Genomic DNA, 21,736 nt, shown 5'->3' on the forward strand with positions numbered 1-21,736 from the left:
TTTTAGAGAAAAGGGGAGAAAAGTTTGGCTGCGGCGTCCAGTAATTTGATGCCCAGGCTGCGGTCTTGAATCTCGTTCAGGGTGAGGGGCCTCGATATTTTACGAGCTAAATCAAAATGTTGGCAGAGGCTTCCGACTAACTCCGGATCATAGACTTCCAGGTTAAATTCGAAATTCAACCTGAAACTGCGTGGGTCGAGGTTGGTAGATCCCACCAGCGCGTAGACGTTATCGACGATCAGCAATTTGCTGTGGACAAAGGGTGGGGGCTGATAATAGATCTTGACCTTATATTGCAGTAATTCGGCGAGGTAGGCGCGCGTTGCCCAGCCGACATAAGGGAGATTATTATCAATCGGAAGAAAAAGTTCTACCTCTACGCCGCGCAAGACGGCAGTGTTAATTGCATAAACTAGTGGACGTTCAGGGATAAAATACGGGGTCATGATGCGGAGACTTTTGCGCGAACAACTGATCGCACCGTTGATGATCCATCTGAGCTTTTCGAAATCTTCATTCGGCCCGGCACTGATGCCGCGACAAAAAGCGTTCCCATGGGTCAGAAGCAAGCCTGGAGTCAGGGTTGCCGGAAGTTGTTCGCCGGTCGAAAAGCTCCAATCTTCAGCAAAGGCATCTTCAAGATGACTGACCGTTGGGCCTTCAAGTTTAAAGTGAACATCGGTGACCTTTTTTTTCCGCTTCAGATCTTCCGCGAGGTGTCGATCTCCGATATTCATCCCCCCGGTAAATCCGATGCGTCCGTCGACAGTCAGGATCTTGCGATGTCCACGCAGGTTCAGATGAAACCCGCGCGCCAGCAGAGAAAAGGGGAGAAAGCGCGCCACCCTTATCCCCTTTTGCCGCATCAGTCGTCGTGCCAAAGGAAAAGAATACCTTTCCCCCAGGGCATCAATCAGGACTCTGACCCTTACACCACGATTATTGGCGTCTGCCAGCGCGGCAATAAAGCTCCTTCCTGTTTTGTTGGAATCGAAGATATAAGTGGAGAGATAGATGGATTCTTGGGCTTGACGTATTGCCTCGAGCATAACTGGATAGGCCTGCTCACCGTTGTAGAGGGGGGTGATCTGGTTACCAGGCAGCAGCGCCCTGCGTGTCACGTTGTCTGACAATGTCAGGAGGGACGCAAAGTTTTCCTGAGAGAAGGGGCTCGCTTGTGAAAGAGGTGCCGACCAATTGCAGAGCTCCGGTGACAAGGAGCTATCACGTTCAAGAATTTGCCAGGTCTGATTACGGGTCCTGATACGATTGACCCCGAAAATCCAGTAAATCAACGGCCCGAGGCCCGGAATGGTGATACTGACCATCATCCAGCCGAAAGTTGAACGCGGGTCGCGTTTATTCAACATGGCATGCCCGGCAGCAAGCAAGGCGACGATGGAAAGGAGCAATGTTAAAACGGGTACGTACATGGAATCCCAATGCAGGATTAACTTAAATATTTCTCCAATGATACTTGATAGCGCTTAAAAGTAAAGTCGGTTTAATTGAATGGTTTTTGTTTTGAATAGAAAGCTGTTTTATGGTATCGAAGTGTAAATATATGTAGAAATATGCGTTATAGTTTGCTGGCGATGGTCAGGTAACCATCTGGCTATCAATACAAAAAGAAATAATGGTTTATTGGATTGTGGGTAAGTGAAGAACACCAACAGAGGGAAGGAGAATTAACTATGTGCAGGTCTGTTCTTAAGGTTTTTTTGACGGGTATGTGCTGCAGTCTGGTGATGTTGATTTTGGCGACAGGTACGGTTCAGGCTGCTGGTTTTGCCCTGATGGAGCAGACCGTCAAGGGTCTGGGTAATGCCTTTGCTGGGGGGGCGGCATCCGCCGAAGATGCCACAACGGTTTATTTAAATCCTGCAGGAATGACACTCTTGAGCGGGCAGCAAATCAGTACCGGGCTGCATGTCATTAAAACAAGTTTTAAATTTTCCAACAGTGGATCGACGCATGCGTTACAGCCAATTACCGGAGAAGGATTGACCGGATATAATGGTGGAAATGCCGGGACCTGGAACTTTGTTCCCAACCTGTATTATGTCAATAAACTGAATGATTCCTGGGCCGTCGGGCTGGGGATTAATGTCCCGTTCGGTTTGACCACCGATTGGGGTGAGGGCTGGGTTGGGCGCTACTACGCCGTCAAATCATCGATTATGACCCTCAACATCAACCCAAGTGTTGCGTACCAGGTCAATGAAAAACTCAGTATCGGTGCTGGTGTAAGTGTCATGTACATGAAAGGAGAGTTCTCTCAGGCCGTCGATTACGGGACAATCTTTAACCTGCTAGGTGGTAACCCGCAGCGCGATGACGGCAAGGTGACTCTGAACGCCGATGACTGGGGCTATGGTTATAATCTTGGCGTGCTCTATCAGTTTAACCATACGACGCGCGTGGGGATCAGTTATCGTTCCCAGGTTGATCAAAATCTGACCGGCGACGCCAACTATACCTTCAACAACGAAGTAACCAAAAATAAGGTGGCCGCTATGATTGCTGCCAGTCCATACTCCACCTGGTTTCAGGATGGCGGCGCCGGGTCAAGTGTCACTCTGCCGGATTCGGCCACCATCAGTCTTTTCCATCAACTCAATCCGAAGCTTGCTTTAATGGCGGATATTGGGTGGGCCGGATGGTCATCCTTGCCGGAACTGCGCATTGTCTTTGATTCGAGTCAGCCTGATAGTACCACGACTCTCAACTGGAAAGATGCCTGGCGTTTCGGTGCCGGTGCGACCTACCAGTATTCAGATAAGCTCAAGTTGCGCTGCGGGGCCATGTACGATCAGACTCCGATCCCTGGCCCGGAATATCGCACCCCACGGTTACCTGACCAGGATCGTCTCTGGACAAATCTTGGCGCGAGCTATGCGATGACCAAACAGATGAGCTTTGATTTTGGTTATTCTCATCTGTTTATGCTGGGCAATGGCGATATCAATCAAGCTGCCACCGGCGAAAATGCGACACGCGGTGGGTTGACGGGCACATTTGATAATACCGGAAACATCTTCAGCGCCCAAATTAACTACAACTGGTGAGTTTACTGAAAATTAAATTTTTGTGGATCGACAATAAGGAGCAGAAAATGAATGTACGTATCTCACATCTGTGGTTGTTGGTTGTCTTTGGCCTGTTGTTGCTGGGCGGTTGCGGTAGTGATAACAATGCAACAAACACTGCGGGGAGCGACCCCCGTATAACCAATGGCGGCACGGCGACCGTTTTTGCGCGCTTCGATGCTTCCACCCTGCCTTTGCCAAATGATGTTGCCTGGGCGGCCAATAACCCCGCTTACTGTCCAAATGGCCAAGTTTGTTTACCGCCAGCTGTTGGTGATTCAGCAGAGATGGCTGGATTAAAACAATTAGTCAACGCCCAGGCGATACCAGGACTTTCGCCGAACATGTTTCTCACCTTGCCACTGACTGGGGCCGTTGACAGTTCGACTTTGAATCTTCTGGTTTTCCGGATTGATGACTCAGCTCTACTGACTGATTTGTTTGCTGCGGCTCAGGCTCAGCCGCCAAACCCTGCCGCAATAGGCGCTGCTCTGGCGGCCCTTGATTATCGGACTCAGACTGATTTTGTCATTGTTAACGATCTTACTTCCGGAGTCGTTAAGCTGCTACCCAAAACTCCTTTTGTCCCGGGTGCGGGGTACGCAGTTGTTGCAAAACAGGGTCTGATGGATAGTAATGGCTATGAGGCGGTTTCCTCATTCACGATGACCGCACTTAAGTCGCAAACTCCCTTCGCGGCGGATTCCCCCTATGCCAGCTTTGAAGCACTGCGTGCAGCCTTTAACGATGGTCCCACTGCACTTTTCACTATTGTCGGCGGGGTAACGAATGTTCTCTCCGGGGGGGCGGCTCCCTGGACGCGTTCCGACGTGTTGGTAATGTGGACCTTTCATACCGCAGCCGACACCCTCTCCCTGACCCCGACAACTCCGGGTGCAGATACCGTCGCTTATCCAGACGGTGTTATCGACCCCTTTAACCTGACCACGGCAGCCTTGAAAGCGGGTAGCGTCGGGTTTACTACCAACGCACTGGCCTGGACTAACCCGACAACGGGTGCCTCCTCTGTAACCCCGGTCGGAATTCCCGCTGCGGCGATGTTGACCGGAACCGGTATCCCGACGGATGCCGGCTGGAACATCTATGCCGGTAACTTTCAGAGTCCTCTGCTGGATGGAAGCGGGACGACGACTGTTACCTTCCGCCTCACTGTTCCAACTTCCGGAACGGCGCCTTATCCGGTCGTTGTTTTTCAGCACGGGATTACTTCCAGCAAGGATGCTGCCTTGCCAATTGCTAACACCCTCGCAGCCGCTGGCTATGCGACCTTGGCGATTGATGCCATCTATCATGGGGAGCGGACAACCCCAGGGGCTGCCTCAGGCGACGGATTCTTCACCTCTAACCTGTTGGAAGATAGAGCCAATATTTACCAGGCAGCTATCGATTTATGGGAGACGGTCGACGTGATTACGGCCGGGATTGATATCGATCCAGGTACCAACCCCGGGTTTGATTTGGATTCTACAGAAATTGAATTTGTCGCTCATTCGCTCGGGTCAATCATCGGGTCTGCTTTCCTGTCTCAGGAAACACGGGTCAATAAGATGGTTCTTTCCAGTCCCTCGGCGATGCTGGTAAGCGTATTGGATGAAACTTCACTGCAGAGCATGCAGGCACTGGTTTCTTCTCTTGGTTACACTCCGGGAACAACGTCGTATTATGTGTTCCTCAATCTGGCTCAGTGGCTGCTTGATCCAGCTGATGGGACCTATATGGGGATCGGGGCTAATTCAACAGATAACCTTTTAGCCCTTTCTGCTTATGCAGATCCGATTGTTTCAAACGCATCAACCCAGGTTTTTCTGACTAATTTGGGGCTAACCGGTACTTCAATTGGTGTTGATCCTGATGCAGCCCTGACCCCTTCGATTTTAAGCGGTGTTCCGGGTGCCTATCAATATGGTCTCGATCCAGCAGGTCTTGTGAATAAACCCGTTGTGCACAGTTTCCTTCTTAGTCCCTTATTTAATACTACTGAGGACCCTTATTACACTGGTTATGATCAGTCGGTGCAGGTTAATGCGACCACCAGTTCACAAGCACAGGTCTTCTATTTTATGCAGCAACCTACGCCTTTATAAATAAGGTCTCAGGTTATAGGATTAAAGTGCCCCGGCAGATTCACTGTCGGGGCTTTTTTCTGGTGGGTTGTCATTGTTATCCGGATATCTGTTATCTTGATAGTTATCCCGTATGGAGGCCATATATGAAACTTACTAACAAAACCATATTTATAACCGGCGGCAGCCGCGGCATCGGGCTTGAAATAGCCTTGGCGGCAGCTCGTGAAGGTGCAAATATCGTCATCGCTGCACGCAGCAATAAACCCCAACCAAAACTCCCTGGCACAATCCATACCGCAGCTAAGGCTATTGAGTCTGCCGGCGGTAAGTGCTTGCCGCTGGTAATGGATGTGCGCGATGAAACACGGGTGGCGGAATGTGCGACCGAAGCCGCAGCGCATTTCGGTGGGATCGATATTCTGGTCAATAATGCCAGCGCCATCTACCTGGCTGGTTCACTTGATGTACCCGCCAAGCGTTTTGATTTGATGCAGCAGGTCAATATGCGTGGCACCTTCATGGCCAGCCAGGCTTGCTTGCCGTACCTGTTGAAGTCGGAAAATCCGCATATCCTGACCCTGTCGCCGCCGATTAATCTCGACCCCAAATGGTTTATACGTCACACGGCATACACCATCTCAAAGTATTCCATGAGTATGTGCGTGTTTGGACTTGCCGCTGAATTTGGACCACAGGGTGTTGGGGTCAATGCACTCTGGCCGAAGACCGTGATTGATACAGCGGCCCTGGCGATGCTGAAGGGGATGGTTGATCCCAAAAACTGTCGCCTGCCAAAAATAGTTGCAGATGCTGCCGTCGCGATCTTCAAGCGTGATGCTAAGCGATGCAGTGGAAATTTCTTTATCGATGAAGAGGTGCTTCGCGAAGAGGGGGTGTCAGATTTTTCAGGTTACGCTGTGCGGGCAGGTGAATTCTTGATGCCCGATTTATTTTTAAGCGAAGTCAGATAAATACTCTCTGGGTGGAATAACTTTAAAAATTTTACCTTGGCCTGTTTTAATGGGAGGCTAATTCGTAAGTTTTCTTGCCTGATTACGTGTGAAAATAGATAGTTTCACGAAAGAGGTGTTCTGCACCTCTCTTTTTTTGTCTCATTGATTCAGCTATATTGAATGAAATATGAATTGTGGAGTGCCAATGTGATCAAGGAACGTCTAGACAAACTGCTTGTCGATCAAGGTTTGGTCCAGTCCCGCGAGCGAGCCAGGGCGTTGATATTAGCCGGGCAAGTGATAGTGGATGATCATCGCGTAGATAAGGCTGGATCTCGTTTTTCACTCGATGCCGAGTTGCGACTCAAGGGAACAGATATCCCTTACGTTTCCCGGGGAGGATTGAAGCTGCAGAAAGGACTAGATTCTTTTCCGGTTGACCCTCAAGACTGTATCGTCCTTGATGTTGGGGCGAGTACCGGCGGTTTTACTGATTGTCTGCTTCAACGTGGGGCGGCAAAGGTTTATGCCGTAGATGTTGGTTATGGTCAACTTGCCTGGAAGTTGCGTGAAGATCCTCGCGTTATCAATCTTGAACGCTGCAACATCCGGGATATAACCCCGGAGCATCTCGATCAAACTCCTTCGGTCGCTGTTATTGATGCCAGTTTTATTTCACTGACCAAAGTTTTGCCCCCAACGCTTTCTCTGTTGACCGAATCTGGCTGGGTGATCGCCCTGATAAAACCTCAATTTGAGGTTGGTCGTGGACAGGTTGGTAAGGGGGGGGTGGTGCGCGATGAAAAACTTCATTTGCAGGTAGTTGATGATATCCGCGCGCTGGCGGTCGAGTTGCACTGCGAGGTGATTGGTATCGAAGAATCCCCAATTCTCGGCCCCAAGGGGAACCGTGAATTTTTAATTTGTCTGCAAAAAGGGGTGTTAAATGAATAAGGTGTATTTTATTGGCGCTGGACCAGGCGACCCGATGCTACTGACTCTTCAGGGGGCAGATGCGCTGAAACGTGTTGCAATGGTCTTTGCTCCTGAACCCTTTGAGGAGACCTTTGCAACAGTTCTTAACGGAAAGGAGGTAGTCAGCCCTTTCGATTTTGACTTCGTTGAATTGGTCGATAAGGTCAGCACTTGTCTCGAAAATGCCGAGGTTGCTTTTTTGATTCCTGGAGACCTCACTTTTTATGCTCCTTTTCAAGCATTGATCAACCATTTCGCTGACCGCTCAGAAGTTCTGGCGGGGGTCGGGGTCGCAAACGCGGCTTCGGCACGTCTGAAACGGACTCTTGACCTCCCCGGAGTCTGTAATCGAGCTATTATCGTTTCGCCCAAGACTCTCGGGAAAGAAGAAGGGATGCCTGGTCTGGACGATCTGGCGGGTAAGGGGGCTTCTTTACTGATCTACATGAATAACCTTCCACTTGTCGACCTATGTACCACCTTGCGCCGCGGTTATCAGGCTGATGTTCCGATCACGCTTCTTCATAGGCTTGGATTGCCCGGAGAAGAGATCATCAGTGGGCATCTTGATACTATCGTTGCCAAGACCAGCGGTCGGGATTATTTTAATCTCGAAGATCCTACCGGTAAGCCTGCTTTAACGCTGGTGGTTGTGGGGGAAACCCTTGATGCCGAGGTGGATGGTTCCTGGTGGGATTATCGGCGTGAGCATATCTGGAAAAAACGTCATCAGGTTAAATTATGAGAATTATTTCTCCAGTTGATCATGCCCGGGAAGCCGTCTCTCTGCTTCAGGCCGGTGCCGATGAGCTCTACGGTGGTTATGTCCCCCATGCATGGCAACAACGGTTTGGTTTGTTGGCATCAATCAATCAACGCACCTTCGATGGCGCTCAGATTGACAGCTATGGCGGGCTCTGTACCGTGGCGCAAGCCTGTAAGGACTCAGGTGGACAATTTGCGTTGACGCTGAATACCTCCTTTTATACCGATGCGCAGCTTCCTTTGTTGCTCGATTATGTTGGTGAAGCGCTTGAGGCCGGAGTCACTAGCGTTATTTTGGCAGATCTTGGTCTGTTACGGACGTTAAAAGCTGAATTCCCCCGGCTCTTGTTTCATGCCAGTACGCTGGCGCATTTGACTAATTCCGCCGCAATTCGTTTTTATCAGGCCCAGGGGATCGGTCGGGTTATTCTGCCGCGTCATCTGAGTCTTGCCGAAATGGTTGAGATTCGTCGTCAGGTCCCTGATATCCCTTGTGATGCCTTTCTTCTCGTGGGCAAATGTCCCAATACGGAAGGCCTCTGTTCATTTCATCACAGCAGTGCCGACAAAATCTGGCCTTGCGAAATACCCTATCAGATAGAGCCGGTAGCTGAGCCGGTGTCTTTACCTCTGAAGCAGGCAATGAAAGCTCAAGCGAGCTGGGCGACGACCAACCGCCGTCACGGTTGTGGACTCTGTGCGATTCCGCAACTCATGCATGCTGGCTTCGACGGCTTGAAACTGGTCGGGCGTGGAGCGCCGACACAGAGAAAACTGATGAATATTTCCACGGCCGTCGAATATTCAAAGCTGGCGCTGGAAATCAAAGATTTTTCGACCTATCGGGAGGCAGCAATTTCTTCCCATAAGCGTATTTTCGGAGTATCCTGCAGCGAAAATGTCTGTTATTACCCGGAACTATTTGAACATTGTTGATTCAATCTTTTGCCCAGGGTGAAACCGATGCCAACTGACTGTCTTTTTTGTAAAATAGCTGAAGGGGAGATCCCGGTCACGTTTGTATACGAAGATGACCAGATCGTTGCATTTAATGATATCGAACCTCAGGCACCGCATCACATTTTAATTATCCCGCGTCAACATATCTGCACAACTCTCGATTTGACCAATGACGAGAGCTCTCTCGTTGGCCATATTTATTTTGTTGCCGGTGAAATTGCCCGTCAACTCGGATTTGCCGACGACGGTTTTCGCCTGGTGAATAATTGCAATAAGGCCGGAGGGCAGGTCATCTGGCATTTGCATTTTCATCTCCTGGCGGGCCGGCAGATGCTTTGGCCACCGGGTTGACACTGAAATAAACTTATAATTTACTAAGTTAATGACTAAAGCTAAACTTCTACATAAAGTTTAATTTCATGATGACTTTTGATGAAAAAACCGTTCAACGCATGACAACAGACATTTTGGAGCTGCTCGCGACTCACTACGGTGGTGGTATGTCCGAAGAGCTGTTTGAGGATGGACTCGATGCCGTCCAGCGTGCCCTCGATGTCGCACGTATATGTCATGCTGGACAGGTGCGTAAGTCAGGTGAGCCCTACATGTTTCACCCGCTGCGTGTTTCCCATCTAGCGGCAAGACACTGGATGGATTTTTCATCTGTTATTGCCGCACTCTTGCATGACGTTGTTGAAGATACTCCTGTAACAATCGAAGATATTCGCGCTGATTTCGGAGACGAAGTTGCCCTTTTGGTCGATGGCCTCACCAAGGTCGAATCGACCGAATTAAGTCGTGAAGAAACTAAAATGGAGTCTTATCGTAAACAGATACTGGCTGCCATTGCTGATGTACGTGTTCTGTGTCTGAAGTTCTGGGATCGCATCGATAATCTGCAAACAATTTCAGCTTTACCCCCCATCAAACAAAAACGTATTGCTGAAGAAACCCGCGAGATTTACGTCCCTCTGGCAAACCATCTGGGGATGGGTTATGTCGCAAACACTCTGGATTCGCTTTCACTCTACCTGCTTTATCCGCGTCGCGGTGTCAGTTTTGATCAACGTGTAGAGATGACACGCGATGAAAAAGCCAGTTTTTTACGCCGTGAAAGAGCTCTTATTATCAATGCATGTGAGCATCAAAAAGTTGGGGTACTGCTTAAAGACCGCTGGCGTCCTTTCTCGATTCTGGCGGCCCGGCAGTCCACACGTGGGTTTTCCGCCCTCTATACTCTGGAGGCGCAGGTTGATAGCACCATGGATGCTTATATATTTCTAGGTGTCCTGCATAGCCTTTATTCGCCGATCCCAGGAAAACTGCGTGATCACCTGGTCGTGCCTTCACAGCATGGCTATCAGTCACTCAAAACGACGGTTCAGGCGGGGGAGCAGAGGATGCGGGTTGAAATAACAACGCGCAAGCTGGCTCGTTTTAATGAATCCGGCGTTTTGGCGCCCGGGTTTGAATTCAGGCGGCAAAATTTTCGCAATCTTATGAAATCCCTGACTGAAGGCGAATCGGCTTTTGATACCCAAGCGCTGATTCTGGCCTCGAAGACGATACAGGTTTACACTCCGCTTGGGGAAAGCCTGGTCCTGCCTGAGGGGAGCAGTGCCCTTGACTTCGCATTCGACATTCATGAAACAGTAGGGATTCATGCGGTGAGAGCCCGGATTAACGGTCAGACTCGACTCTTGAAAACCCGATTGCTTGATGGTGATCAGATTGAAATTGAAACTTCGAAACAGGCCGAAGTTTTACCGAAATGGCTCGAGTGGGCGGTTACACCAAAAGCGCGGAACACCATCCGCCGTTATTTGCGGAAAAAGGTCAAAAAGCCTGATTAATTGAAAGTTATTTATGTTCAAGTGCGGGTTCTGTCTTTTGTTTTTGTTGGTATTTAGTGCGATCCCTTCCCCGGCCGATGTTCATGTTTTTATCTATCACCGGTTTAATGAATCCATCTATCCGTCGACTAATATTTCCACAGACGTTTTTGCTGCACAACTCGCTTACCTTAAAAAGGGTGGTTTCCAGGTTTTACCGCTCTCGCGTATTGCCCAATTGGTGGTTGACGGGGAGCCTCTTCCCGAAAAGGTCGTTGGCCTCAGCATTGATGATGCCTTCACCTCTTTTTCCAGCCAGGCATTGCCTTTACTGGAAGAATACGGTTTCCCGGCGACTCTGTTTGTCAATACGGCTGCTGTTGGGGACCACGGTTATCTCGATTGGTCTCAGTTGCAGGATGCCATGTCCCACGGAGTGGAAATAGGCAATCATACGGAGAGTCACGCCTATCTTGTCGAAATGAAAGCTGGTGAAACTGTGTCCCAGTGGCAGGAACGTATTCGAGCGGACATCGAACGGTCACAGCAATCATTAAAAGCCCATTTGGGGATCACTCCTGATATTTTCGCTTACACCTATGGCGAGTATACCCCTGCAGTGATTGGGCTTGTGCGGCAACTTGGATTTAAAGCCGCCTTTGCTCAGCAATCGGGCGTCATTTGCCGGCATTCAGATATTTGGACTCTACCGCGATTTCCCATGGGAGGACCTTATGCGACCCTTGAAGGATTCATTTCAAAACTCAATATGAGGCCCCTTAAAGTACTTGAGATTTCCCCAAATGATCCGGTTATTCGTCTGCAGAATCCTCCGGTTATGAAGCTAAGACTGGCCGACCCCGCTGTTGCTCAGGGGAAGATAAACTGTTTCGTGCAGGGGGATAATGTTTGCCACGCTGAAAAGGATCCTGAACGCATAAATGAAATTTTGGTACGCGCAGATAAGCCGCTCAGCGGCCGGCGGAACAAATATACTTTAACGGCTCTGGGAGATGACGGACGCTGGAAGTGGTTTAGTAAACTCTGGATTAATGCTCACCGGCCAGTACCCGCAATAAGTGATCAGCCTTGACGCAGTTTTGCGAAAGCAAAGCGTTGCAGATTGTTTTGCCGAATCAGATTTTGCAGATCGAGGACGTACTCTTCGCGGCGAGTCGAGTATTTTGACAGGCCCGCTGCGAGGGTCAGACCATTCAGCTTTTCCCCACGCTTCCGTGCTTCAAATCGGAGTTCTCTGAACTCAGCATAGGCACTGTGGGTATTGAGGTTGCGCAGGTAAGACCTGATCGAATCATAAAGGGTAGCAAAACGGCGTACCTCGTATGTCGCCCCTTCAGGGCGGTCCTCCGGTATGATGCCGGTCCCCGGGTTAAAGGTCCACTCGCCAAAGAGATTGTTCCCGAGTTGTGAAAAACGTGATGTTCCCCAGGCAGATTCATTGGCAGCCTGAGCAAGGGCCAGGCCGGGGGGGACCAGATCAATTCGGCGCTCCAGTAATGTCAGGGCCTCTGCTTCAGAGACGTCATTTTGTACGGAGTAACGTTTTTTCAGGGTTAAGAGAATGCTCTGCTGGTCACTGCTCAAAGGGGTGTTCTCGTTGATAAGCGTCTTCAGTTTAAACAGTTCGGTGCGCTCCTTGGAAATTTCCTGATTAGCCAGCAGGACCATTGGCAACATGGTCTGTAAGAACAGAGTTTTTCTCCGTGCCAGAGAGTTGACGTCAGAGATTTCAGCGGGCAGGGATTCAAAAATAATAGGTGGCACGCCGGCATTTAATCGTTTCATGTCATAACTGAAACGGATAAAGATATCTTCGAGGTCAACGACAGTCTTGGGATCAATAATGCGGATAGGTGTTCCGACGTAGGTTGGGGCAACGCTGTCAGTGCAACTTGCCAGAAGCAACGTTGTCGCACAGAAGAATAAAAGAAGTTGACCTGATTTTCGTGATAAATTGGCCATAGGCATTGATGCTCAATGGGTTAAGTTTTTCTTTTCGCGTTCAGAGAACAGAATAAGGACGGTATATATATAGCCGGTAACAGTCCACTGTCAATATGTGGAACAGTTATAAATCAGATCTTTAGCTTGATCTGTCTGTAACTAGCCAATATTTTATGAATTTCTGATTATAAACGGAGAGATTAATAATGAGATCCTACCGAAAGGAATTATGGTTTGAAATTCAAACGCGAAGAGGATTTCGTAATATCACTTCTGATGTTGAAGATTGTCTACGTAAGAGTGGGATAAAAGAAGGATTAGTCCTGGTGAATGCGATGCATATTACAGCGTCTGTGTTTGTTAACGATGATGAGCCCGGGCTGCACCGGGATTTTGAACGCTGGCTCGAAGAATTGGCCCCTCACTTACCGTTGTCCAGTTATCAGCATAATCGAACCGGCGAGGATAACGGCGATGCGCATATCAAGCGCACCCTGATGGGGAGAGAAGTTGTCGTCGCAGTAACGGCGGGGGCTCTCGATTTTGGGCCCTGGGAACAGATTTTTTACGGGGAATTTGACGGCCAGAGAGCCAAGCGGGTTCTGGTTAAAATTATTGGGGAGTAACATGCTTTGAGCCCGGGATAAGAGGATGGTGGCCACTCTTTCGGGTACAATGTTGACAGAAGGATTTTAAGTTATGAGTGAAACAATCAAAACTGCCAGCTTTGAGTATCTGATTCATCTAGCCAAAGAGAACCCTGATGGTGGATTCACCTTTGTTCTGGACGGTGAGACTTATCTGATCAAGGATGTGCTGGAAATCTCTGCCATTGCCAGTAAAAAGGGCTATATCGTTATCTACTGAAAAGAGGTGCTGTATGTCAGAAGGGGTCTGCTACACCTTTGAGGCGGCCATCGAAAAAGCGATAGAAATGGAAGAGAACGGCTTTCGTTCGTATTTGCGTGCGATCTCGATTCTAAAAAACAAACATGCACGTGAGGTTCTGCGCGATGCTGCCCTGGATGAAATGCGGCATAAGCAGGAGCTCGAAAAAGCTTTATTGAATGGCACGATGGAGGGAAGAGGTCAGATGCAGACGAGGGTGCAAACCATGAATCTCAACTACATGCTCGGACAGCAGACACTTAAGCCCGATGCCGATGTGCGTCAGGCTCTTGCTTATGCGATTCATATCGAAAAAGAAGCGATCGATTTTTATCAGCGCATGATTGAGGGCTGCGCAGGGGCACCAATGGTGCCTGTATTTCAACTCCTTTTGAATGATGAAGCACGGCACCTACAGCAATTGGAAAATATATACGAGGATCACTTTTTGACGGAAAATTGAGGCCAGAGCTAAGCGTGAGAGAATGCGTGGTGGTCGTCAGCAATTCTCTGGCAATATCAAACCAGCACTTAACAATTTGATGTTATCTTTGGCCGTCGGCCATGGTCTGAAAAAATCTCACGGGTTGACAAAGAGGCTCGACATCCTTAATTTAGCTTGCCACAAATCATTAACGAGGTAAGTGCTTAAAGGAGAAGGCCGATGTCTGCAAAAGTCAAAACTGAAACCGGTGAAATTTCAATCCACACTGAAAATATCTTTCCGATCATCAAAAAATGGCTCTACAGCGAAAAAGAGATTTTTCTGCGCGAGCTGGTCTCTAACGCCGTCGATGCGATCAATAAGCTGCGGAATATCGATCTCATCGAAGGGCTCAAGTTAAGCGATGAGTTTGCCGTCGATATTAAAATTGATGAGACGAAGGGCACTCTCAGTGTGTCTGACAACGGCCTGGGGATGACGGCCGACGAGGTGCGCAAGTATATTAATCAGGTCGCTTTTAGTTCGGCCGAGGATTTTATCGAGAAATTCAAAAGTCTCGAAGACAAGAACGAAATTATCGGACATTTCGGTCTTGGATTTTATTCGACATTTATGGTCGCGAGCCAGGTCGAGATTAAAACACTGTCCTATCAGCAGGATGCCGAACCTGCAGATTGGTCATGCAATGGGACCACATCCTATAAGCTGACCGCTGGCAAACGCAAAACACGTGGCTCCGAAATCATATTGCATCTAAATGATGATGAAAAAGAATTTTTAAACAAGGACAGGGTGAGGGAGGTTCTGGTTAAATTCTGCAACTTTATGCCGGTCACCATCCGTCTTGATGGCGAACAGATCAATGACAGTAAGCCTCTCTGGACTCAAGTCGCTGCAGAGCTTAAAGAGGATGATTATCGCGAGTTTTATCGCAAGCTTTATCCCATGTCGGGCGAACCTCTCTTCTGGATCCACCTGAATATCGACTTTCCCTTTAACTTGAAGGGTGTGCTCTATTTCCCTCGCTTGAATAATGAGTTTGATATCACCAAGAGTCATATCAAACTCTTCTGCAACCAGGTCTTTGTCACCGATAACTGCCCTGAGTTAATCCCTGAATTCCTGACGCCGCTGCAGGGCTGTCTCGATGCGCCTGACCTGCCGCTCAATGTGTCACGCAGTTATCTGCAAAACGAACCGCAGGTCCGTAAAATCCGTGAAGTTATAAGTTCACGCGTTGCCGCCAAGGTAGTTGAGCTTGCCAAATTGGGGACCGACGACTTCGCGCCGATCTGGAAGGATATTCATACCTTCGTTAAATACGGCATGATGCGCGAGGATAAATTCTTCAACAAGGTGAAGGATCATGTCATCTACCGCACGACTGATGCGGCGAAATACACGACTCTGCCGGATTACCTGGAGCGGGCCAAGGACTCACATGCTGGCAAGATTTATTACGCCAACGACGAGGGGACCCAGGCTACCTACCTCAAGATGTTTGCCGCTCAGGGGATCGAAGTCCTGATTCTCGATGCCATGATTGACAATCACTTTATCCAGTTTTTGGAGTCAAAAGGGGAGGAGACCAAGTTTGAGCGGGTCGACTCGGATATTACCGAAAATCTGCTGGAGATGGATGCTGACAGTAAAGTCGTCGATGCGGACAATAAAACGCGCGGCGACAGAATTGAAGAAATTTTCAAGGCAGGTCTTGAGATCAAGGGTTTGTCAATCCGGATTGAAACCTTGAAGGATGCCTCTGTCCCGGGTGTGATTTTGCTCAATGAACAATCGCGTCGTTTTAAAGAGATGATGCGAAATATGGGGCAGGGGGGCGACATGGGCGAGCTCGATATGTTCTCCGAGCACACCCTGATGGTCAACAGCGCCTGTCCGGTTATCGATAAGCTTCTCGAATTGAAGGCTGCAGGCAACGACGAGAAGGTCGGATTGTTGACCGAACAGATTTACGATCTGGCGATGCTGTCGCACCTGGCCCTGACAAAAGAGCGGATGGCCGCTTTTCTGGAGCGGAGCAGCAAACTACTCGGACTTATTTAGAACATCGTGAGGGGTGAGGGGTGAGAGGTTGAAGACTTAAACACCTCACTCCTCACGCTTTACGCCTCACGGGTTTACTATCCCTCAAGTTGTCCCGTCTGGCGCAATCCCTCATAGAGGATTATCGATGCTGAGTTTGCCAGGTTTAAACTGCGGACGGTCTTCGAGAAGATCGGAATTCTGAGCGCCATCTCTCCCGCTGTGTTCAGCAATTCCTCTGGCAATCCCTTGGTTTCCTTGCCGAAAACCAGAAAATCACCCTCCGTAAAGGCGACCTGAGTGTAGTTTTTTGCTGCCTTCTTCGACATGTACCAGAAGCGTCCTTCGGGGAACTGCAGTTGCAGTTCGGTCAATGTCTCCCAGCGTTGCAGTTTGACTTCAGGCCAGTAATCAAGACCGGCCCGCTTGAGATGTTTGTCATCAAGCGAGAAGCCGAGCTTACCAACCAGATGCAAAAAGGTTCCGGTGGCGGCGCAGAGTCGGCCGATATTTCCAGTGTTGGGTGGGATCTCAGGTTCGATCAGGACAATATGGAAGGGGATATTTTTCATGGATAGGGACTATATCATAAAATCATTTTACCTAAACATATGAGATTCTGGCCTCTTCAATTCCAAGATGGTTTTACACCCCAAAGGGAACGTGAAATAACAGATTTATTTAATAAGGCGGATTCAATTCGCTAGTGCAACCGGTGGATTGATTCCAAAAAATACCTGATTGGGGGTTTTAAATCCAAGGCATTTTCTGGGGCGGTTGTTGAGTTTGTTCATCACTCTCTGAATCTCTTCGTCAGTCACTTCAGCGAGATCCTTGCCTTTTGGGAAGAACTGGCGAATAAGGCCATTGGTGTTCTCGTTTAAGCCGCGTTCCCACGAATGATAAGGGTGCGCAAAATAACCGCTAGACTGAAGCATCTCGTCAATGTCCAGATGCAAGGCAAACTCTTTCCCGTTGTCGTAAGTCAACGTTTTCACGTGTGAGGCCAGCGGTAGTAATCGTTTCACTATGACAGCCCGAACCTTTTTTGCTGTCCGATCGGGTGCCTTGCCAATCATGCTCCAACGGGTCTTGCGTTCCACGAGGGTGACCAAAACAGCGCTGCCTTGTTTGCCAATGACCGTATCGGCTTCCCAATCACCGACTCGACTCCGTTCGTTGACCACCTCTGGTCGTTCGTCGATCGAAACGCGCCCTTTGAGCTGGCCACGACGATCTGGCGCACCGTAACGCTTTTTACGTTGTTTCTGACAGCGCAGATATCGGTAGATGTCACCACCAGCCCGCTTGTCACGAAGAACATATTGATAAATCCACTCGGGACTAACATGGAGACATTCTTCCTGCCGCAGCCAATAGCTGACCTGCTCTGGACTCCAGTATTCGCGGGTCAACTGCTCGACGCGCGCCCAGGACTCGCGAGTGATACGGCAAGTGACCTTTTCCTGACGACGACTTACAGCAAGACCATCAGCCTGCTTGGGTCTGTAGCCTCTCAACCCACAATTGCGTGCCATCTCCCGGCCAATGGTGGATTTATGGCGGCCAAGAACCTTGGCCATTTGCGCCTTCGATTGACCGGCTGTTTTCAAGGCGGAAATCTGATATCTTTCTTCTCGGGTAAGCTGTGTGTAGTGCATCATCGCGCTCCTCTAACTTTGGTCGGTGAAAGAAGCCGTGAGCCTACCGCAGCTTATCCTTCAAACCAAACTATTAGAGTTGCACTTACAACTTGAATCCGGGTAATCAATAAGTCGTAAAATTCGCGCAATATTTTTTTGCCACGGGGGGAATTGCTAATGACTGTGCCGCTGGTCAAGATTAGATCAATTGCGTTGTTCTTTTTTGCTGTTCTACTGCTTACAGCAACTTCGACAGTTGGTGAGTCCGCACAGATCAGGGAAATTCTGATTCTTCATTCTTATCATCCTGGTTTCCCATGGACCGATGAAACCATGAAAGGGATGCAGAAAGTCCTTGCCAATTCTGAAGATCCGATCCACTTACATGTCGAATATCTCGACACAAAACGCCAGCCTGATCCTGAATATTTCACCCATGTTCTTGATTCTATCCTGCATTATAAATTGAAAAACAAAAAATTTGACCTTATTCTTGTCTCTGACAATGAGGCATTAAATTTTGTTATTGAACACAAAAGAGATCTTTTCGCTGCAACTCCAATCGTTTTCTGCGGTATCGAAAAAATTCTTCCAGAACTTTATCAGGATGGAGCAATTATCACGGGAGTTGTTGAGAGTCCTGATTACCACGAATTATTGAATACAATTATTTCTCTACAACCAGATACGAGAGAGGTTGTTGTTATTGGAAACCGACGTGATCTTTCCGGGCGTATCAGTTCAGATATGTTTAAAGAGGCGGCGTTGAGTTATACGGGAACCCTCACCTTTACCTATTGGGACGATATCCCTGCAGATGAACTTGGCATTAAAATCGAAAATTTAAAGTCGGGACAGGTTATTTTTATTAATGGGCAGGTTATCGATAGCTCGGGGCAACTCATTAATGCTAATGCCAGAAACAGTATCCTGAGAAACAACAGTCCCGTCGCCCTTTATGGAGGCTGCGACCTCTGCCTTGGTCATGGAATCATCGGTGGTCCATTGGTTAGTCCTTTTATTCAGGGCCAACTTGCAGCGAAACTTGCGGTGGAGATTTTATCCGGCAATGTCCCTGAAAAGGGTTTTGTTGTTTTACCCGATAAACCTGTGCCTGCATTCGACTATATCCAGTTGAAACGATTTAATATTAAGTTTTCGAGTTTGCCAAAAGGCGCCAGACTGATCAATCAGCCCCAACAGTTTTCCATGTTGCCGCCAAAATTGTTCTGGGCAATTATTTTTGGATTTGTAGTGGCATTGGCCGTCATATCTTTTCTTATCAATAACATACTGCAAAGACGTAAAGCTGAGGCTCGTACCCTTGAAAGCAAACAACAGTACAAATACTTGAATCAGCAATTTCAGATCATTCTGGATGGCATTCCTGAGGGCTTAACGCTGATTTCACGCGAGATGATGGTGATCTGGTCAAATAAGGGGGCCGGAACCGACCAATTCAACAACAGGCCTGGCACCGTTCCGGGCAAATATTGTTGTGAGATGCTCTATAACCGGGCTGAAATTTGTGACAATTGTCCTGCAACTCTTGCCTTTGAAAGCGGTCGGGCCAGCGAAGCCGCTATCACAACACCAGATAATCGAATATTGGAAGTTAAGGCTTTCCCTATCCGAAATGAAATTGGTGAAGTGGCTAATGTTATTGTGTTAGCCAGTGATATTACCGAAAAGAATCGACTCAGAGAAGAAGGTATGCAAAACAGCCGTCTCGCTTCATTAGGAGAGTTGGCTGCTGGTGTGGCACATGAAATTAATAATCCAAATGCTCTGATTTTACTGAATGCTGAACTGATTCAAAAGACATATGCTGCTGCGGCACCAATTTTAATGGATCATTTTGTACGGGAAGGGGACTTTCTCCTTGGTTCATTGAACTACTCTGAGATGAGTCAGGAGTTGCCGTTTCTGTTTAAGGAAATGCTCGATAGCGCCAGTCATATAAAAAACATTGTTCATGATCTGAAAGATTTTGCCCGCAACGATACGGCAGATCTTACTGAAAACGTTGACTTTAATGAAGCCGTACAGGCAGCTGTGCGTTTGGTCAATAATACAATCAAGAATTCAACAGATAATTTTCAAACGAATTATACTTCGGATCTGCCGATAGTCTGTGGCAACTTTCAACGTGTTGAACAGGTTGTTATTAACTTGATTGTCAATTCCTGTCAGTCTCTGAAAAACAAAAATGCCAGTCTTAAACTCAGCACCTTCTATGATCCCGAAACGAAACGGAACTGCTTGATTGTTCAGGATGAAGGGTCCGGAATTAACCCTGATGTTTTGCCACATATTACTGATCCATTTTTCACGACCAAGCGTGAGCAAGGAGGGACCGGGCTCGGACTATCAGTAACGTCCCGTATTGTTCAAGAACATGGAGGCTCGTTGGTTTTCAGTTCGCTACCAGGAGCGGGGACGACAGCGACAGTTTCAATCCCGGTACAGGGACAGGAGGCAAAATGCTAAAAGATTCGCTCTATCCGGCGTTGCCGATACTGCTGGTTGATGATGAAAAGCCCTGGCTTAGGAGCCTTGGTCTGACACTCAAAGAAATGGCAGGAATCAGTAATTTTATAAAGTGCAGCGACATCCGCGAGGTCATGTCAATTTTGGCGTCCAATGATATCAGTATGATCCTGCTCGATCTAACTATGCCCTATATCTCTGGTGAAGACCTGCTGACCATGATCAGCAAGGAATACCCCCACATCCCGGTCATTATACTGAGTGGCATGAATCAGGTTGAGACGGCGGTCAAATGTATGCGAAAGGGGGCCTTTGACTATTTTGTCAAAACGGTTGATAAGGAACGGTTGTTGAACGGCATCCAACGGGCATTCGCCATGCGGGAGCTGCAACAAGAAAATCTTCGGCTCAAACGCAGATTTCTCGACCCACTTGAAAATCCGGATATTTTCAGCCGTTTTCAAACCCGCAGTCATAAAATGCGTGCACTTTTTCAGTATATCGAGGCGATTGCAGGAACCAGTGAGCCACTCTTGATTACTGGAGAAAGTGGCGTCGGCAAGGAATTATTCGCGCGTGCGATCCATCAGTCCCATTGTCCAGAGGGCACGCTGGTTTCGGTGAATGTCGCCGGCCTGGATGATGAGCACTTTAGCGATACCCTGTTCGGTCATATGCGGGGGGCATTTACCGGGGCGGAAAAAGATCGCCCGGGGATGGTCGAAAAAGCGGCGGACGGAACACTGTTCCTCGATGAAATTGGCGATCTCAGCCTTCCTTCACAAATTAAATTGTTAAGACTGTTGCAGGAAAGGGAGTATTTCCCGTTGGGAAGCGATACGCCAAGAATGGCAAAATGTTCCTTTATTTTTGCCACAAATCATGATTTGGCCATCAGCCATCAGGAGGGATATTTCCGCAAAGATTTGTATTATCGACTTATGGCACATCATCTTGAAATCCCGGCATTGCGTGATCGCAAAGAGGATCTGCCGTTGCTTCTGGAAACATTTTTTGAAGAAGCTGCGAAGAATTTCAATAAACCACAGCCTGCAGTCCCTCGGGAACTTTCAGGCTTACTCGCCAGCTATCATTTCCCGGGGAATGTGCGTGAATTGAGAGCGATTGTGTTTAATGCTATCGGTTTACATAAATCCCATAAGCTGTCGTTTGAGCATTTTAAAAGTGCCATAGGTCAAGACAGGATCGAAAAGTCTCTCTCGCGAGCAGGTATCCAGGAGGTTTCATTTCCTAAAATTCTGCCGACTCTTGAGGAGATCGGAGTGCAGGCAGTCAAAGAGGCGATGCGGCGTGCTGGTGGAAATATTACTGTTGCTGCAAATCTCCTTGGGATCTCTCGCCAGGGTCTGAGTAAGCGACTAAAAAAGCATCCCTTCGAATTCCAGCCAACATAAACCGCGCAACTTTGGTTGCGTTTGACAACCAGAGTTGCATCCCCGCCATACTGCACTTTCTGCAATCTATTCATTAGAATCACCATTATGCCCGTAACCCTGGTTGCGGGCATAATTAACGTTTGTGATGGTTAATATTGACAAAAATAACGTAAAACCAGGGTGTTGTGTGAGTTATGAGGATTT

At 48.3% G+C, this 21,736-nt stretch carries 19 protein-coding genes; 15 read left to right on the top strand and 4 right to left on the bottom strand.

The genetic code is table 11. From position 1 onward, the window contains the following. Nucleotides 1–2: 2 nt before the first annotated feature. Nucleotides 3–1,433 (bottom strand): cardiolipin synthase, encoded by a 1,431-nt coding sequence (gene cls, locus D888_RS0108175; RefSeq protein ID WP_020676064.1) that lies wholly within the window; start codon nucleotides 1,431–1,433, stop codon nucleotides 3–5. Nucleotides 1,434–1,694: 261 nt separating this feature from the next. Between cls and D888_RS0108180 the strand changes: the two genes are divergently transcribed. The 9 genes from D888_RS0108180 to D888_RS21075 all read left to right on the top strand — a co-directional run bounded on the left by D888_RS0108180 (nucleotide 1,695) and on the right by D888_RS21075 (nucleotide 11,754). After that, nucleotides 1,695–3,068 (top strand): OmpP1/FadL family transporter, encoded by a 1,374-nt coding sequence (locus D888_RS0108180; protein ID WP_020676065.1) that lies wholly within the window; start codon nucleotides 1,695–1,697, stop codon nucleotides 3,066–3,068. Nucleotides 3,069–3,115: 47 nt separating this feature from the next. Continuing rightward, nucleotides 3,116–5,194, top strand: a complete 2,079-nt coding sequence (locus tag D888_RS0108185; RefSeq protein ID WP_020676066.1) for an alpha/beta fold hydrolase — start codon at nucleotides 3,116–3,118, stop codon at nucleotides 5,192–5,194. Between the two features lie 125 nt (nucleotides 5,195–5,319). Beyond that, nucleotides 5,320–6,147 carry an SDR family oxidoreductase gene (locus D888_RS0108190; protein ID WP_020676067.1) on the top strand — a complete coding sequence of 276 codons (828 nt, stop codon included), beginning with the start codon at nucleotides 5,320–5,322 and terminating at the stop codon, nucleotides 6,145–6,147. Nucleotides 6,148–6,336: 189 nt separating this feature from the next. Next, on the top strand, nucleotides 6,337–7,083 hold the full coding sequence (locus D888_RS0108195) for a TlyA family RNA methyltransferase (protein ID WP_020676068.1): 747 nt from the start codon (nucleotides 6,337–6,339) through the stop codon (nucleotides 7,081–7,083). Then, the gene (locus tag D888_RS0108200; protein WP_020676069.1) at nucleotides 7,076–7,849 is read left to right on the top strand and encodes an SAM-dependent methyltransferase; all 774 of its coding nucleotides are present in this window, start codon (nucleotides 7,076–7,078) and stop codon (nucleotides 7,847–7,849) included. Before D888_RS0108195 ends, D888_RS0108200 begins: the two co-directional genes overlap by 8 nt. After that, nucleotides 7,846–8,805, top strand: a complete 960-nt coding sequence (locus D888_RS0108205) for a peptidase U32 family protein (RefSeq protein ID WP_020676070.1) — start codon at nucleotides 7,846–7,848, stop codon at nucleotides 8,803–8,805. Before D888_RS0108200 ends, D888_RS0108205 begins: the two co-directional genes overlap by 4 nt. Before the next feature lie 27 nt (nucleotides 8,806–8,832). Continuing rightward, on the top strand, nucleotides 8,833–9,180 hold the full coding sequence (locus tag D888_RS0108210) for a histidine triad nucleotide-binding protein (protein ID WP_020676071.1): 348 nt from the start codon (nucleotides 8,833–8,835) through the stop codon (nucleotides 9,178–9,180). A gap of 68 nt (nucleotides 9,181–9,248) precedes the next feature. Beyond that, the gene (locus D888_RS0108215; RefSeq protein ID WP_020676072.1) at nucleotides 9,249–10,682 is read left to right on the top strand and encodes an HD domain-containing protein; all 1,434 of its coding nucleotides are present in this window, start codon (nucleotides 9,249–9,251) and stop codon (nucleotides 10,680–10,682) included. Between the two features lie 37 nt (nucleotides 10,683–10,719). Continuing rightward, nucleotides 10,720–11,754 carry a polysaccharide deacetylase family protein gene (locus D888_RS21075; protein WP_169513276.1) on the top strand — a complete coding sequence of 345 codons (1,035 nt, stop codon included), beginning with the start codon at nucleotides 10,720–10,722 and terminating at the stop codon, nucleotides 11,752–11,754. On the opposite strand, the gene D888_RS23025 is transcribed toward D888_RS21075, so the two are convergent. Next, nucleotides 11,745–12,644, bottom strand: coding sequence for a glucosaminidase domain-containing protein (locus D888_RS23025; protein ID WP_020676074.1), 900 nt, complete (start codon nucleotides 12,642–12,644; stop codon nucleotides 11,745–11,747). The two genes, D888_RS21075 and D888_RS23025, sit on opposite strands and share 10 nt — an antisense overlap. A 188-nt stretch (nucleotides 12,645–12,832) precedes the next feature. Between D888_RS23025 and D888_RS0108230 the strand changes: the two genes are divergently transcribed. The 4 genes from D888_RS0108230 (at nucleotide 12,833) to htpG (ending at nucleotide 16,023) form a co-directional block, all read left to right on the top strand. Continuing rightward, entirely contained in the window at nucleotides 12,833–13,252 is a 420-nt protein-coding gene (locus D888_RS0108230) for a secondary thiamine-phosphate synthase enzyme YjbQ (RefSeq protein WP_026362292.1), read from the top strand. A 73-nt stretch (nucleotides 13,253–13,325) separates the two neighbouring features. Further along, nucleotides 13,326–13,493: a hypothetical protein gene (locus D888_RS24320; RefSeq protein WP_020676076.1), complete on the top strand. Its 168-nt coding sequence runs from the start codon at nucleotides 13,326–13,328 to the stop codon at nucleotides 13,491–13,493. Nucleotides 13,494–13,506: 13 nt separating this feature from the next. Next, a complete protein-coding gene (locus D888_RS0108240; protein ID WP_020676077.1) occupies nucleotides 13,507–13,977 on the top strand; it encodes a ferritin family protein in 471 nt (156 codons plus the stop codon). 201 nt (nucleotides 13,978–14,178) lie between these two features. Further along, nucleotides 14,179–16,023, top strand: a complete 1,845-nt coding sequence (htpG, locus tag D888_RS0108245; RefSeq protein ID WP_020676078.1) for a molecular chaperone HtpG — start codon at nucleotides 14,179–14,181, stop codon at nucleotides 16,021–16,023. A 77-nt stretch (nucleotides 16,024–16,100) separates the two neighbouring features. Here the strand turns inward: htpG and D888_RS0108250 are convergent, their stop codons facing one another. Continuing rightward, complete coding sequence (locus D888_RS0108250; protein WP_020676079.1) at nucleotides 16,101–16,574, bottom strand: tRNA (cytidine(34)-2'-O)-methyltransferase; 474 nt, start codon at nucleotides 16,572–16,574, stop codon at nucleotides 16,101–16,103. Nucleotides 16,575–16,697: 123 nt separating this feature from the next. Continuing rightward, nucleotides 16,698–17,663 carry an IS30 family transposase gene (locus D888_RS0108255; RefSeq protein ID WP_020675961.1) on the bottom strand — a complete coding sequence of 322 codons (966 nt, stop codon included), beginning with the start codon at nucleotides 17,661–17,663 and terminating at the stop codon, nucleotides 16,698–16,700. A gap of 159 nt (nucleotides 17,664–17,822) precedes the next feature. Between D888_RS0108255 and D888_RS21085 the strand changes: the two genes are divergently transcribed. Together D888_RS21085 and D888_RS0108265 are read left to right on the top strand one after the other, a co-directional pair. Further along, on the top strand, nucleotides 17,823–20,135 hold the full coding sequence (locus D888_RS21085) for an ATP-binding protein (protein WP_020676080.1): 2,313 nt from the start codon (nucleotides 17,823–17,825) through the stop codon (nucleotides 20,133–20,135). Next, complete coding sequence (locus D888_RS0108265; protein ID WP_020676081.1) at nucleotides 20,129–21,550, top strand: sigma-54-dependent transcriptional regulator; 1,422 nt, start codon at nucleotides 20,129–20,131, stop codon at nucleotides 21,548–21,550. Before D888_RS21085 ends, D888_RS0108265 begins: the two co-directional genes overlap by 7 nt. Nucleotides 21,551–21,736: the final 186 nt, after the last annotated feature.

This window comes from Geopsychrobacter electrodiphilus DSM 16401, from assembly GCF_000384395.1.
In the GTDB taxonomy this organism is placed as follows: Bacteria; Desulfobacterota; Desulfuromonadia; order Desulfuromonadales; family Geopsychrobacteraceae; genus Geopsychrobacter; species Geopsychrobacter electrodiphilus.